General features: G+C 69.5%; 10 protein-coding genes and 1 tRNA gene. All 11 read right to left on the bottom strand.

Annotation, left to right across the window (positions count from 1 at the left end):
- Positions 1 to 9: 9 nt before the first annotated feature.
- Positions 10 to 1,368 (bottom strand): hypothetical protein, encoded by a 1,359-nt coding sequence (locus IO20_RS0108610; RefSeq protein ID WP_030549771.1) that lies wholly within the window; start codon positions 1,366 to 1,368, stop codon positions 10 to 12.
- Positions 1,369 to 1,474: 106 nt separating this feature from the next.
- Positions 1,475 to 1,609 carry a DLW-39 family protein gene (locus IO20_RS38360; protein WP_003958712.1) on the bottom strand — a complete coding sequence of 45 codons (135 nt, stop codon included), beginning with the start codon at positions 1,607 to 1,609 and terminating at the stop codon, positions 1,475 to 1,477.
- Between the two features lie 180 nt (positions 1,610 to 1,789).
- A tRNA-Ile gene (locus tag IO20_RS0108600) sits at positions 1,790 to 1,863 on the bottom strand.
- A gap of 98 nt (positions 1,864 to 1,961) precedes the next feature.
- Positions 1,962 to 2,528 carry a DUF3566 domain-containing protein gene (locus tag IO20_RS0108595; RefSeq protein ID WP_030549770.1) on the bottom strand — a complete coding sequence of 189 codons (567 nt, stop codon included), beginning with the start codon at positions 2,526 to 2,528 and terminating at the stop codon, positions 1,962 to 1,964.
- A 106-nt stretch (positions 2,529 to 2,634) separates the two neighbouring features.
- Positions 2,635 to 5,274: a DNA gyrase subunit A gene (gene gyrA / locus IO20_RS0108590; RefSeq protein ID WP_030549769.1), complete on the bottom strand. Its 2,640-nt coding sequence runs from the start codon at positions 5,272 to 5,274 to the stop codon at positions 2,635 to 2,637.
- Between the two features lie 41 nt (positions 5,275 to 5,315).
- On the bottom strand, positions 5,316 to 7,343 hold the full coding sequence (gene gyrB, locus IO20_RS0108585) for a DNA topoisomerase (ATP-hydrolyzing) subunit B (protein ID WP_030549768.1): 2,028 nt from the start codon (positions 7,341 to 7,343) through the stop codon (positions 5,316 to 5,318).
- A 535-nt stretch (positions 7,344 to 7,878) separates the two neighbouring features.
- Entirely contained in the window at positions 7,879 to 8,433 is a 555-nt protein-coding gene (locus IO20_RS0108580) for a DciA family protein (protein WP_030549767.1), read from the bottom strand.
- A complete protein-coding gene (gene recF, locus IO20_RS0108575; RefSeq protein ID WP_030549766.1) occupies positions 8,430 to 9,551 on the bottom strand; it encodes a DNA replication/repair protein RecF in 1,122 nt (373 codons plus the stop codon). The genes IO20_RS0108580 and recF overlap by 4 nt, the downstream gene beginning before the upstream one ends.
- A 60-nt stretch (positions 9,552 to 9,611) precedes the next feature.
- Entirely contained in the window at positions 9,612 to 10,490 is an 879-nt protein-coding gene (gnd, locus tag IO20_RS0108570) for a phosphogluconate dehydrogenase (NAD(+)-dependent, decarboxylating) (RefSeq protein WP_031127006.1), read from the bottom strand.
- Positions 10,491 to 10,699: 209 nt separating this feature from the next.
- Entirely contained in the window at positions 10,700 to 11,830 is a 1,131-nt protein-coding gene (gene dnaN / locus IO20_RS0108565; RefSeq protein WP_030205035.1) for a DNA polymerase III subunit beta, read from the bottom strand.
- Between the two features lie 957 nt (positions 11,831 to 12,787).
- A complete protein-coding gene (dnaA, locus tag IO20_RS0108560; RefSeq protein ID WP_030549765.1) occupies positions 12,788 to 14,569 on the bottom strand; it encodes a chromosomal replication initiator protein DnaA in 1,782 nt (593 codons plus the stop codon).
- Between the last annotated feature and the right edge of the window lie 297 nt (positions 14,570 to 14,866).

Raw genomic sequence — 14,866 nt, 5'->3', positions numbered from 1 at the left:
GCGAGGGCGCTACGCCGCCCGCCGCCGCGCCACCAGCGTCCACGCGCCGAGGCCGAGCAGCAGCGCCGTCCCGCTGCCGATCCCGGCCATCGCGACGACCTTCATGGAGCCGTTCCGCTCCGCCGCCCGCGCCCCACTGGCGCCGTTCGCGGCGGCCTCCTTGTCGTCGGGGGTCACCTTGAACGGCCCCGGGTCGCCGTCGTAGCCGGGGCCCGACTTCGCGGTGCCCCGCACGGAGACCCGCAGGGTCAGCGGCACCGCCTTGTCCCCGTACTCCGCGGCGATCTCCGGGCTGAGCGTCGCCGCGAGGTAGTACCAGCCGGCGAACCGCATGCCGCTGGTGGCGTCCTGGTACGAGGTGCGGTTCTCGTGGGCCACCGGCCGCAGCGGGTCCAGCTCCAGGGTCGAGGGCTTCCCGTCGTAGCCGGCGGTCTTCTCGTCGACGTGTCCGAGCGCCGGGTTCTCCAGGGAGAGGACCAGGGCGTTGCCGACGTACTCGTCACCGCCGGCGCTGCTGCCGAGTTCGGCGCTGGCGAAGAGCTGCTGCCCCCAGTCGACCGGCACCCGGTAGAAGAGCGTCTGCCCCGGCCGGATGTCGGACCGCCACTCGCCCTGCGTCAGCGAGGTGGCGTCATGGATCCCCGAGCCGCCCTGTCGCTTCGCGGGCCGGCCCGTGGGCGGCGCGGGCGTGCCGGAGGCCCAGACCTCGGGCAGCCCGGTCGGACCGGCCTTCTTCAGGCCGGGCTCGGCCGCGTACCGGATCTCCAGGTCCCAGTCGTCCTGGCTGGAGGTCGCCTTCGACTCCCGCTCGACGAGCACGTAGTGGGCGCCGGCACGCTGGCAGCTGGAGCTGTCGGCGTCGACGATCCGGCGGGCGTACGCGGCGAGCGGCCGGGTGTACTCGGCCGAGGAGAAGTTCACCTGCTGGTAGCCGCATTCGGTGCCGGAGCCGTCCTGCATGCTGATCTTGACGCCGTCGCCGTACTCGACCCTGCCGCCGCTCCTGGGGACGGCGACCACGGAGACGTACGCGTTCCGCTTGTCGTCGAGGTCGACCCGGTAGTAGACCTTGCCGTCCTTCTTGAGCGTGTCGCGGTAGGTCTGCCCGGTCTTCAGCGACACGGCGTCGGAGCTCGAAGCGGCCCCCTGGACCCGCTGCGCCGCGCTGTCGAAGGTGTACGGCGGCAGAGGGGCGCCCTCGGCCGCCACCGCCTGCCGGGGCAGCGCCCCCACCGTCGTGCCGGGCGACGCGACCGCCTGACCGGGCAGCGCCACCGCCTGACCTGGTAGCACCGCGACCGTTCCCACCGCCGCGGCCGCCGTGATCAGGGCCCCCGCCCTCCGGCCGATCCCGGCCTGCGTCTTCACGCGCCCTCCACCTCTTCACTTAAGCAAGTCGACAATTTGCTCAGGCAAAGCAAAGCCCCGGCCCGCTCACGCGCGGCCGGGGCTTCACCCACAGACGGTCTTCGTCTCAGACACCCGAACCTGCGGGCACGGAGTCGGTCGCCTCCGTCCACAGGTCCTGCTCGGCGCGATCCGCCTGGATCTGGCGGTACACGAGGAGCCCGCCGATGGCGGCCAGTGCGACCAGGAGCAGCTTCTTCACCGCGCGACCTCGTCTTTCGTTGACGTAGGAGACTTCTGACGCCCACTCTACACATCGACCGATACCGATCGGTGACCTGTGCGAGCTTCAAACCCCCGACGCGCCCCGGACGTCACCGACCAGGCCCGGGACAAACGAAATCGACCCGGACGGAGTAACCGTCCGGGTCGATCGATACTGTGGGGCTAACAGGATTTGAACCTGTGGCCTCATCCTTATCAGGGATGCGCTCTAACCAACTGAGCTATAGCCCCGCCGCGCTTTGCGGTGTGTGTCCCGCGCGCTGACTCCTGAAGATTAGCGCACGTGGGGGCCAGTCCCAAAATCCGTTCCCGGACCGGCCCCGCGCGTCCTACTCGTCCTCGGCGAGCGTGAGCTCCACACCGCCGACGAAGCCGGCCGACAGGTTGTAGATGAACGCGCCCAGGGTCGCCAGGGCGGTCATCAGGACCACGTCGATCACGGCGATCACCGAGGTGAACATCAGGACCCGGGGCAGCGAGAGGAACGACTGCAGGTCGAAGCCGTTGGACTCGTTCGAGCCCGTGGCCTCGCTGATCGTGCCGCCGACCGTCGAGAACACGCCCATGGCGTCCATGACCATCCACAGCACCGCCGCGGCGACGATCGTGCAGATGCCCAGCGCGATGGAGAGCAGGAAGCTCACCTTCATCACCGACCACGGATCCGCCTTGGCCACCCGCAGCCGCGCCTTGCGCGTACGGGGCGTCGTGCGTGCCCCCGTACGCGGCCGGCGTACGGCCCCGGTCTGGCCGCCCGCCGTGCCGCCCGGCACCGCGGCGCCGTACGCCTGCGGCGGGTGGTACGGCCCGCCCGGCTGCTGCGTGCCCGCACGCTCGCCGGGCAGCGGCCCGTTGTAGGTCTCGTACGAGGGCTGCTGCCCTCGAGTGTCCGTCACCGCAACCCCCTGGGAGTCCGTGGCGGGGCCACGGGCGCCGTTCGCTCCAGCACCAGCAGAAGCTCCGGCGGCCGCCGATCCGGCGCCCGTGGCTCCACTCACGCTCTTACTCCTCGTGCTCCCCGGCCGAGGGCTCCGTGCCCTCGACTGCCTCGGTCCCGACCGCCTCGGTCTCGACCACCACGTCCTCGGACGCCTCCACGGCGTCTTCGGCGCCGCCGATCTCGTCCGCGTCGTCGGCGTCCTCGTCCTCGCTGCCGGCCTCGGCGTTCCGTGCGATGCCGACGACGGCATCGCGCTTGCCCAGGTTGATCAGCTGGACGCCCATGGTGTCACGGCCGGTCTCCCTGACTTCGTTGACTCGCGTACGAATCACACCGCCGGACAGCGTGATGGCGAGGATCTCGTCCGTCTCCTCGACCACCAGCGCGCCCACGAGGGAGCCACGGTCCTCCACGATCTTGGCGGCCTTGATACCGAGGCCGCCACGGCCCTGGACGCGGTACTCGTCGACGGGGGTGCGCTTCGCGTACCCGCCGTCGGTCGCGGTGAAGACGAACGTACCGGGCCGGACGACATTCATCGAGAGCAGTTCGTCGTCGGCACGGAAACTCATCCCCTTGACGCCCGACGTGGCGCGTCCCATCGGACGCAGCGCGTCGTCGGTGGCGGTGAAGCGGATCGACTGCGCCTTCTTGCTGATGAGCAGCAGGTCGTCCTCGGCGGAGACCAGCTCCGCGCCGATCAGCTCGTCGTCGCCGCCGCCCTCCGTCTCCCGGAGGTTGATCGCGATGACACCGCCCGAACGCGGCGAGTCGTAGTCCTTCAGCGCGGTCTTCTTGACCAGACCGGCCTTGGTGGCGAGCACCAGGTACGGCGCGGCCTCGTAGTCGCGGATCGCCAGGATCTGGGCGATCTGCTCGTCCGGCTGGAAGGCGAGCAGGTTGGCCACGTGCTGGCCGCGCGCGTCACGGCCGGCGTCGGGCAGCTCGTACGCCTTGACCCGGTAGACCCGGCCCTTGTTGGTGAAGAAGAGCAGCCAGTGGTGGGTCGTGGAGACGAAGAAGTGGTCGACGATGTCGTCCTGCTTCAGCTTCGTGCCCCGCACGCCCTTGCCGCCGCGCTTCTGCGAGCGGTAGTCCTCGGTCTTCGTCCGCTTCACGTAGCCGCCACGCGAGATGGTGACGACGATGTCCTCCTCGGCGATCAGGTCCTCGATGGACATGTCACCGTCGAAGGGCACCAGCTTGGAGCGGCGGTCGTCGCCGAACTTCTCGACGAGCGCGGCCAGCTCCTCGCTGACGATCGAGCGCTGGCGCTCCGGCGAGGCCAGGATCGCGTTGTACTCGTTGATCTTCGCCTGGAGCTCGTCGTGCTCGGCGACGATCTTCTGGCGCTCCAGGGCGGCGAGCCGGCGGAGCTGCATCTCCAGGATCGCGTTGGCCTGGATCTCGTCGATCTGCAGCAGGTCCATCAGGCCGCCGCGGGCGATCTCGACGGTGTCGCTGCGCCGGATGAGCGCGATGACCTCGTCGATGGCGTCGAGCGCCTTGAGGAGACCGCGCAGGATGTGGGCGCGCTCCTCGGCCTTGCGCAGCCGGAACTTGGTCCGGCGGACGATGACCTCGATCTGGTGCGTCACCCAGTGGCGGATGAACGCGTCGAGCGAGAGGGTGCGCGGCACGCCGTCGACGAGCGCCAGCATGTTCGCGCCGAAGTTCGTCTGCAGGTCGGTGTGCTTGTAGAGGTTGTTCAGGACGACCTTGGCGACGGCGTCGCGCTTGAGCACGATGACGAGGCGCTGGCCGGTCCGGGACGAGGTCTCGTCGCGGACGTCGGCGATGCCGCCGATCTTGCCGTCCTTCACCAGGTCGGCGATCTTCTGCGCGAGGTTGTCCGGGTTGGTCTGGTACGGCAGCTCCGTGACCACCAGGCACTGGCGGTTCTGGATCTCCTCGACCTCGACGACCGCGCGCATCGTGATCGAGCCACGGCCGGTGCGGTACGCCTCCTCGATGCCCTTGCGGCCGACGACGAGCGCGCCGGTGGGGAAGTCCGGGCCCTTGATCCGCTCGATCAGGGCGTCGAGGAGCTCCTCGTGGGTGGCCTCGGGGTGCTCCAGAGCCCACTGGGCGCCGGCCGCGACCTCGCGCAGGTTGTGCGGCGGGATGTTGGTCGCCATACCGACGGCGATGCCGGCGGAGCCGTTGACCAGGAGGTTCGGGAACCGGGCCGGCAGGACGGTCGGCTCCTGGTTGCGGCCGTCGTAGTTGTCCTGGAAGTCGACGGTCTCCTCGTCGATGTCCCGGAGCATCTCCATCGACAGCGGGATCATCTTGCACTCGGTGTACCGCATGGCGGCGGCCGGGTCGTTGCCCGGGGAACCGAAGTTGCCGTTGGAGTCGACGAGCGGCATCCGCATCGACCAGGGCTGGGCGAGGCGGACGAGCGCGTCGTAGATCGAGGAGTCGCCGTGCGGGTGGTACGTACCCATGACGTCACCGACGACGCGGGCGCACTTGTAGAAGCCCTTCTCGGGCCGGTAGCCGCCGTCGTACATCGCGTACAGGACGCGCCGGTGGACGGGCTTGAGCCCGTCCCGTACGTCGGGCAGCGCGCGGGACACGATGACGGACATCGCGTAGTCGAGGTACGAGCGCTGCATCTCGGTCTCGAGCCCGACGGGCTCGATGCGGACCACGGGGCCCTGCTCTTCGGTGGTGCCGGGAGTGATTTCGTCGGCCATTGCTGGTCGTCAGTCCTTTCGTACGGTCAGCTGAGACCGACTCAGATGTCGAGGAAGCGAACGTCCTTGGCGTTGCGCTGGATGAACGAGCGCCGCGCCTCGACGTCCTCGCCCATCAGCACCGAGAACAGGTCGTCGGCCTGCGCCGCGTCGTCCAGGGTGACCTGGCCGAGCACGCGGTGCTCGACGTCCATGGTCGTGACGCGCAGCTCCTCGGCGTTCATCTCACCGAGACCCTTGAAGCGCTGGATCGAGTCTTCCTTGATCCGCTTGCCGTTCTGCTTGCCGAGCGTGACGAGCGCGTCCCGCTCCCGGTCCGAGTACGCGTACTCGAAGTCGTCCCGGCCCCACTTGATCTTGTAGAGCGGCGGGCGGGAGAGGTAGACGTGACCGGCCTCGACCAGCGGGCGCATGAAGCGGAAGAGGAAGGTCAGCAGCAGGGTGTTGATGTGCTGACCGTCGACGTCGGCGTCCGCCATCAGGATGATCTTGTGATAGCGGAGCTTCTCGATGTCGAAGTCCTCGTGCACACCGGTGCCGAAGGCCGAGATCAGGGCCTGGACCTCGGTGTTCTGCAGGATCTTGTCGATCCGGGCCTTCTCGACGTTCAGGATCTTGCCGCGGATGGGCAGGATGGCCTGGTACATCGGGTTGCGGCCGGACTTGGCCGAGCCGCCGGCGGAGTCACCCTCGACGATGAAGATCTCGCACTTGGCCGGGTCGTTCGACTGGCAGTCGGACAGCTTGCCCGGCAGCGACGCCGACTCCAGGAGCCCCTTGCGGCGGGTCAGGTCGCGCGCCTTGCGGGCGGCCACGCGCGCGGTGGCGGCCTGGATCGACTTGCGGATGATGTCCGCGGCCTCGACCGGGTTGCGGTCGAGCCAGTCGTTGAGGTGCTCGTAGACCGCCTTCTGGACGAAGGTCTTCGCCTCCGTGTTGCCCAGCTTGGTCTTGGTCTGGCCCTCGAACTGCGGCTCGCTCAGCTTGACCGAGATGATCGCGGTCAGACCCTCGCGGATGTCGTCGCCCGTGAGGTTGTCGTCCTTCTCGCGGAGGAACTTCTTGTCGCGCGCGTACTTGTTGATCAGCGAGGTCAGCGCCGCGCGGAAGCCCTCCTCGTGCGTGCCGCCCTCGTGGGTGTGGATGATGTTGGCGAAGGAGTACACGCCCTCGCTGTAGCCGCTGTTCCACTGCATCGCGACTTCGAGGGAGAGGGCCTTGTCCTTGTCCTCGGCCTCGAGGTCGATCACGGTGGGGTGGATCAGCTCGCCCTTGCGCGAGTTGAGGTACTTCACGAAGTCGACGATGCCGCCCTCGTAGTGGTACTTCACCGTGCGCGCGACGGGCTCGGCGGCCTCCGCCTCGGGGTCGTCCGCACCCACCGTGGCCTTCGCCGACTCCCGCTCGTCCGTGAGCGTCAGGGTGAGGCCCTTGTTGAGGAAGGCCATCTCCTGGAAGCGGCGCGCGAGCGTCTCGAAGGAGTACTCGGTGGTCTCGAAGATGTCCGGGTCGGCCCAGAAGGTGACCGAGGTACCGGTCTCGTCTGTCGCCTCGTGCTGCTCGAGGGGCGCGGTGGGCGCGCCCATCTTGTAGTCCTGGGTCCAGCGGTAGCCGTCGGTCTTGATCTCGACGGCGATCTTGGTGGAAAGGGCGTTCACGACGGAGACACCGACACCGTGCAGACCGCCGGAGACCGCGTAACCGCCGCCGCCGAACTTGCCGCCCGCGTGCAGCACGGTCAGGACGACCTCGACGGCCGGCTTGCCCTCGGACGCGACGATGCCGACGGGGATACCGCGGCCGTTGTCGACGACGCGGACGGCGCCGTCGGCCAGGATCGTCACGTCGATGGTGTCCGCGTGACCGGCCAGGGCTTCGTCGACCGAGTTGTCGACGACCTCCTGCACCATGTGGTGCAGACCGCGCTCGCCGGTCGAGCCGATGTACATGCCAGGGCGCTTGCGCACCGCATCCAGGCCTTCGAGGACCTGGATGTTGCTGGCGGTGTACTGGTTGTTCTCGTTGGGGTTGCCGGAATCGGCCACGAAGCGCCCTTTCTGGCACAGCACAAGCCGTTCTCCGGGCATACGGGAGCGGCTGCGTCGTTCGACATGTTCCGCAGGGTGGCGGGATTGTCTCCCAGTCTACCGGTAGCGCCGACACTCATGGGGGTTTGCCGGTCCCTGAGTCCGCATGTGCCGCCCTGTCCGGGAGCGAGACGACTCCCCATATCCGGACAGGGGCTTCAGAGCCCCCTGACGGCCACCCAGCGCTTCGACCCGTAGCGCACCGTGGAGACCGCCGGAACCACGTCGCGGATACGTTCGCCTCCCGCCGCGCACGCGTTCCGACCCACGTTGTGGGCACGCCTTCCGCCGGGGCGGGACGGGGGGCACAACGCCCACCAGCGCAGCGCCCTCTGCTTGAACCCGCACCCCACGCACCGCCACCCCGTACCGCCCGCACGCACCACCGGGCGGCCCTCAGCCCAGCAGCCCGGCGCTCAGCCCGGCAGCCCGGCCCTCAGCCCGGCAGCCCGGCCCACAGCCCGGCAGCCCGGCCCACAGCCCGGCAGCCCGGCCCACAGCCCGGCAGCCCGGCGCTCTAGCCGTACGTATCTCCGGGCCCGACAGACCCCGGCGCCCTGAGCGGCCCGTACCCCCGCCGAGGCGCCCCCGGCCCCAGCACCTTGATCACCCGCACCGTCCCGTGCCCGAGGTCCTCGTTGAGACGGGCGACGAGCCGCGGCGCGAGCAGCCGCAGCTGCGTGGCCCACGCCGTGGAGTCGCACTGCACGGTGAGCACCCGCGCGTCCGGCTCCTCGTCGTACTTCAGCGGTACGCAGTGCTTCGCCAGGTCCTCGCCGACGATCTGCGGCCAGCGGCCCATGACCCCGCCGACCGCCGCCGGCGTCTCCCAGCCCCGCTCGGTGATGAGCCGGTTGATGGCCGCGCCGAGCGCCATGGGGTCGCGCCCGTCGGCGCGCGCGCCGGAGCGCAGTCCGCCCCCGCGCCGGGCCTGCTTCTTCTGCTGGGCGGCCGCGCCCCTGGCCTTGGCCTGTTCCTTGGCGGCGCGCAGCGCGACCCGCGCGAGATCGACACCCGAGGACTCGGGAACCGAAGGAGTGTCCACAGGCTGTGGAAGCTTTTCGTCGCTCATGCCCGCTCCACCGCCCCGTCGGCCACCACGTACCGCGTCCCCGCGAGCACCCCGGGGACGTCGTCGTCCACAGCGGCCGTCACGAGGACCTGCTCGCCGCCCGCCACCAGCTCCGCGAGCCGCTCGCGCCGCCGCGCGTCCAACTCGGCGAACACGTCGTCGAGGACGAGGACGGGTTCGTTGCCCTCGTAACGCAGCAGGTCGTACGAGGCGAGCCGCAGCGCGAGCGCGTACGACCAGGACTCGCCGTGACTGGCGTACCCCTTCGCCGGCAGGTCGCCGAGTTTGAGCAGCAGTTCGTCGCGGTGCGGTCCGACCAGCGTGACGCCCCGCTCGATCTCCTGCTTGCGCACCTCGGCGAGCGCGGCGATCAGCTGCTCGTACAGCTCCTCGCGGGTGTGCCCGGTGCCCGGCGCGGAGGGCCGGTACTCCAGCAGAATCGGTCCGCCGGCCGGCGCGAGCTGGTCGTACGCCTTGTCGGCGAGCGGCTGCAGTACGGCGATCAGGTCGAGCCGCTGGGCGAGCAGCTCGGCTCCGGTCCGCGCCAGGTGCTGGTCCCAGACGTCCAGCGTGGACAGGTCCATGCCGCGTCCGCCGTGCCGCCGTGCCATGGCGGCCGACTTCAGGAGCGTGTTGCGCTGCTTGAGGACGCGCTCGTAGTCGGAGCGCACGCCCGCCATCCGCGGCGTGCGGGCCGTGATCAGCTCGTCGAGGAAGCGCCGGCGCTCGCCGGGGTCGCCCTTGACCAGGGCGAGGTCCTCGGGCGCGAACAGCACGGTCCGTACGATGCCGAGCACGTCACGCGGTTTGACCTGCGAGGACCTGTTGATCCGGGCCCGGTTGGAGCGCCCGGGGTTGAGTTCGAGCTCGATCAGCTGGGAGCGCTCGCCCTGGGTGACGGCGGCGCGGATGACCGCGCGCTCGGCCCCCATCCGGACGAGCGGGGCGTCGGAGGCGACGCGGTGGCTGGAGAGGGTCGCGAGATAGCCGACGGCCTCGACCAGATTGGTCTTGCCCTGGCCGTTGGCGCCCACGAAAGCGGTGACGCCCGGGTCGAGCGGGACCTCGACCCGGGCGTAGGAGCGGAAGTCGGCCAGCGAGAGATGCGTGACGTGCATGGTTGGGCGCCGACCTTCTTCCCCCGGCGGCTGTGCACCGCGGGGTGCACAGCCTGTGGATTACTTCTTGGACTCGACCGCGTGGCCGCCGAACTGGTTGCGCAGCGCGGCGATCATCTTCATCTGCGGGGAGTCGTCCTGACGCGAGGCGAACCGCGCGAACAGCGAGGCGGTGATCGCCGGCAGCGGTACGGCGTTGTCGATGGCGGCCTCGACGGTCCACCGGCCCTCGCCGGAGTCCTGTGCGAAGCCGCGCAGCTGGTCCAGGTGCTCGTCCTCGTCCAGCGCGTTGACCGCGAGGTCCAGCAGCCAGGAACGGATGACCGTGCCCTCCTGCCAGGAGCGGAAGACCTCGCGCACGTCGGTGACGGAGTCGACCTTCTCCAGGAGCTCCCAGCCCTCGGCGTAGGCCTGCATCATCGCGTACTCGATGCCGTTGTGGACCATCTTCGCGAAGTGGCCCGCGCCGACCTTGCCCGCGTGGACCGAGCCGAACTCGCCCTCGGGCTTGAGCGCGTCGAAGATCGGCTGGACCTTCGCCACGTCCTCGGCGGAGCCCCCGTACATCAGGGCGTAGCCGTTCTCCAGGCCCCAGACACCGCCGGAGACGCCGCAGTCGACGAAGCCGATGCCCTTGGCCGCCAGCTCCTCGGCGTGCTTCTCGTCGTCCGTCCAGCGCGAGTTCCCGCCGTCCACGACGATGTCGCCGGGGGAGAGCAGGTCGGCCAGCTCGTCGACGGTGGACTGGGTCGCGGCGCCGGCCGGGACCATCACCCACACGACGCGCGGACCCTTGAGCTTGCCCACAAGCTCTTCGAGGCTGTGGACATCGGCGAGGTCCGGATTGCGGTCGTATCCGATGACGGTGTGGCCTGCGCGGCGGATGCGCTCACGCATGTTGCCGCCCATCTTGCCGAGACCGACGAGACCGAGCTCCATCAGAGATTCCTTAAGCGTCGTGTGCGGTTTACCCGGGTCCGAGCCTACGCCCGGACCCCGGTGCACACCTGTGGGGTCAGCCGCTCAGGCGATCCCCCTGCCGAGCCTCCCCGTGGGGCCTCTTCCGGGCCTCAGCCGGAGAGCCGCACCGGCATACCGCGGCTTCCCGGGGGCCGATCCCCGGACCCCCGGGATGAACGGCCAGGGCCTCAGCCGGAGAGCCGCACCGGCATGATCAGGTACTTGTAGGCCTCGTCCGCCTCGGCGTCCACGGCCGGCTTGCCACTGAGCAGCGCCGGCTTGGTGGAGGTCGTGAAGGAGAGCTGGGCGACCGGGGAGTCGATCGCGCTCAGACCGTCGAGCAGGAAGGTCGGGTTGAAGGCGATCGAGATGTCGTCGCCCTCGAGCTGCGCGTCCACGCGCTCCACAGCCTGTGCGTCGTCGCTGGAGCCGGCCTCCAGGATCAGCACGCCCTGTTCGAAGCTCAGCCGGACCGGGGTGTTGCGCTCGGCCACCAGGGCCACGCGCTTCACGGCCTCGACGAAGGGGGCGGTCTCGATCACCGCGACCGAGTTGAACTCGGTGGGGAAGAGCGTCCGGTACTTCGGCAGATCGCCCTCGAGCAGCCGGGTGGTGGTGCGGCGGCCCGCGCCCTCGAAGCCGATCAGGCCCTCGCCCTTGCCGGAGCCCGAGAGCGCCAGCGTGACCGTGTCGCCGCTCGTGAGCGCCTTGGCGGTGTCCAGGAGGGTCTTCGCGGGCACCAGGGCGACCGCGGAGGCGTCCGGGGACTCCGGCTTCCACAGGAACTCGCGGACCGCGAAGCGGTAGCGGTCGGTGGAGGCCAGGGTGACCGTGTCGCCCTCGATCTCGATGCGCACACCGGTGAGGACGGGCAGCGTGTCGTCACGGCCGGCGGCGATGGCCACCTGGGCCGCGGCGGAGGCGAAGACCTCACCGGGGACGGTGCCGGTCGCGGTGGGCATCTCCGGCAGCGCCGGGTACTCCTCCACAGGCAGGGTGTGGAGGGTGAAGCGGGAGGAGCCGCAGACCACGGTCGCCCGTACACCGTCTGTGGAAATCTCCACCGGCCGGTTGGGGAGGGCACGGCAGATGTCGGCGAGCAGTCGGCCGGAGACCAGGACGGTGCCGTCCTCCTCGACCTCCGCCTCGACGGAGACGCGGGCCGAGACCTCGTAGTCGAAGCTCGAGAAGCTCAGCGCGCCGTCCTCGGCCTTCAGCAGAAGGCCCGCGAGAACGGGCGCCGGCGGACGGGCCGGAAGGCTGCGGGCCACCCAGGCCACCGCCTCCGCGAGTACATCGCGCTCCACCCGGATCTTCACCGGAACCGCCTCCTGCTGTTGCTGGCTCTTCGTCGACTGCGGGAACCAGTCTGACGTACGCCGCCGACACTCGGTGCGGCTCGGGGTCAAGTCGCGACGAGGGCGCGTCGGAGTTCCGGCGCCGAGTTGTGCACAGGCCCCACTTCGAAGCGGATTCCTAGCTAACTCTAAGTGGGAGTAGTAGTAGGGCCTGTGGAAACGGTGGATAACGTCGTATTCGCAGGTCAGGCCCTGTTTTTTGTCCACCGAGCCTGTGGGTAGAGCCGGTGGACAACTGGGGTTCTCTGTGGACACCCGAAAGTTCTGCACACCCGGTACACAGGCCATGGGGAGTTCTCCCCAGCGCTGTCCCCAGCTTTCCCCAGGTTCCCCACAGCCCAAACGTCTCCCTTGGTGTGACCGCTTTCACTCGCCCCGGTGAGCGGGGGTGTTTCGTTGCCGAACAGTGGACAGCGGTGTGGAGAAGCTGTGGGCAACCTGCCCTCCCCTGTGGGTTGCCGGTGGACAACCGCCGGGCCCCCCTGTGGACGAAAAGTTCATCCACAGCCTGTGGAGATCTTTTACCAACAATTCCACAAGGGCCTGACCTGGGGTGATGATCTGTCAGCCCGCCGGCCTGTGGACACGTTCCGGATAACTCGACAGTCCCCACCCTGTGGACGGGAGATCATCCCCCAATCTGTGGAGAACCCGCCACCGAAACGGAGTAATCGAACAGCCCGATCGGCGTACAGGCGCCGAGGCGGCCCCGGGCAACCGCCGAGCAAGCTCCCGGGAACCCCCGAACAGCCGTCGAGCAGCCCTCCCCGAAGGTCCGGGACGAGCTCCTCACCGCAGGCCGGGACGGGCCCCTCTCCGCAGCCCGGGACGGGCAACCCCACCACGGCCCGGGTACGCCGAAGGGCGCCCCGGGAGGTGTCCCGGAGCGCCCTTCGGCGGGGCCGCTGACGCGGTCCGTCAGCCGTTCTTGATGCGGTTGGTCAGCTCGGTGACCTGGTTGTAGATGGAGCGCCGCTCCGCCATCAGCGCGCGGATCTTCCGGTCCGCGTGCATCACCGTCGTATGGTCACGGCCGCCGAACTGCGCGCCGATCTTCGGCAGCGACAGGTCCGTGAGCTCGCGGCACAGGTACATGGCGATCTGCCGTGCCGTCACCAGGACCCGGCTGCGCGAGGAACCGCAGAGGTCCTCCACCGTCAGACCGAAGTAGTCGGCCGTCGCCGCCATGATCGCCGGCGCCGTGATCTCCGGCGACGAGTCCTCGCCCCCCGGGATCAGGTCCTTGAGGACGATCTCGGTCAGACCCAGGTCCACCGGCTGCCGGTTGAGGCTCGCGAAGGCCGTCACCCGGATCAGCGCACCCTCCAGCTCACGGATGTTCCGCGAGATCCGGGACGCGATGAACTCCAGCACCTCCGGCGGGGCGTTGAGCTGCTCCTGCACCGCCTTCTTGCGGAGGATCGCGATGCGCGTCTCCAGCTCGGGCGGCTGCACATCGGTGGTGAGACCCCACTCGAAGCGGTTGCGGAGCCGGTCCTCCAGGGTCACCAGCTGCTTGGGCGGCCGGTCCGAGGAGAGCACGATCTGCTTGTTCGCGTTGTGCAGGGTGTTGAAGGTGTGGAAGAACTCCTCCTGCGTCGACTCCTTGCTCGCGAGGAACTGGATGTCGTCGACGAGCAGGATGTCCACATCGCGGTAGCGCTTGCGGAAGGCGTCGCCCTTGCCGTCGCGGATCGAGTTGATGAACTCGTTCGTGAACTCCTCGGAACTCACGTACCGCACGCGGGTGCCCGGGTAGAGGCTCCGCGCGTAGTGCCCGATCGCGTGCAGCAGGTGGGTCTTGCCGAGGCCCGACTCCCCATAGATGAAGAGCGGGTTGTACGCCTTCGCCGGCGCCTCGGCCACCGCGACCGCCGCCGCGTGCGCGAAGCGGTTCGAGGAACCGATGACGAAGGTGTCGAAGAGGTACTTGGGGTTCAGCCGCGCGTGCTGCTCACCCGGGGCGCCGGAGCCCTGCCCGGAGGAAGGGGAACCGTGACCGCCGCCCGGGACACCCCCCGGCCGCTGCCCGGGACCGCCCGGCCGGGGACCGGGGCGGGCGCCGTGGCCCTGAGGGTCGGAGTGCTCGCCGCGCTCGGGGCGCTGCTGCTCGTACCCGCGGGGCGGCTCGTCGTACCGCGACTGCCGGGGCTGCTCGGGACCGGTGTACGGAGCCCGCTCCTGGTAGCCGCCCATGCGGGGCTGCTGCCAGGACAGGTCCTCCTGGGTACGCGGCCAGGAGCCCGGGTCGGGGCGCTGCTGCTGCGAGTAGTCCGGGTAGGCCGGGCGGGCCGTGGGCAGCCCGTCGTCGGGCATCGGCCGGTGGCCGTACCCGTCGTACTTCTCGTACGGCTCGGGCTGCGCGCGCTCGTCGTAGCGGGACTGCTGCGACTGCTGCTGCGGCGGTGCGGGAGGCGTCGGCTCGCCGACGGAGTCGTCGACGGTGATCGCGATCCGGATCGGGCGACCGCACTCACGGCTCAGGGTCTCGCTGATCAACGGTGCGAGCCGGCCTTCGAGGACGCGCTTGCCCCACTCGTTGGGCACGGCGAGCAGCGCCGTGTCGGCGACCAGGGCGAGGGGCTGGCAGCGCTCGATCCACTGCTTGTCCTTCGGCTCGATCCCCTGCTGGCCCTCGGCGAGGAGTTGCTCGATGACCCGTGGCCACACTGCGGCAAGATCGGCAGGTACGTCAGCCACGGGGCACGCTTTCTCGCAGGTCCCACGATGGTGTGGTTCTCGGGGGACGGTGGGTCGGTGTCCGTGAGGACAGGTCCGTGAGGACAGGTGAGGACAGAACGGAAAAGATGTGGAGTCCGTCCACGGTAGTCGTGGCGGCTGACGTGGTTCAAGTTTTGTCCACAGCCTGTGCACAATGGAGGCTGGCGACAGGTCGGTTTGACCGGATGGCGTAGCCGCGCGTACCGTAACCAGGTCGAGTTGTCGATGGCTGCTGCCGCCTGCCTCCGATGGGCAAAGATCACGATCTGTGGTCGC

The sequence above is a fragment of the Streptomyces exfoliatus genome (assembly GCF_000725545.1).
In the GTDB taxonomy this organism is placed as follows: domain Bacteria; phylum Actinomycetota; class Actinomycetes; order Streptomycetales; family Streptomycetaceae; genus Streptomyces; species Streptomyces exfoliatus.
The sequence above is the reverse complement of the archived record's forward strand: the minus strand, read 5'-3'. Positions and strand labels throughout refer to the sequence as shown.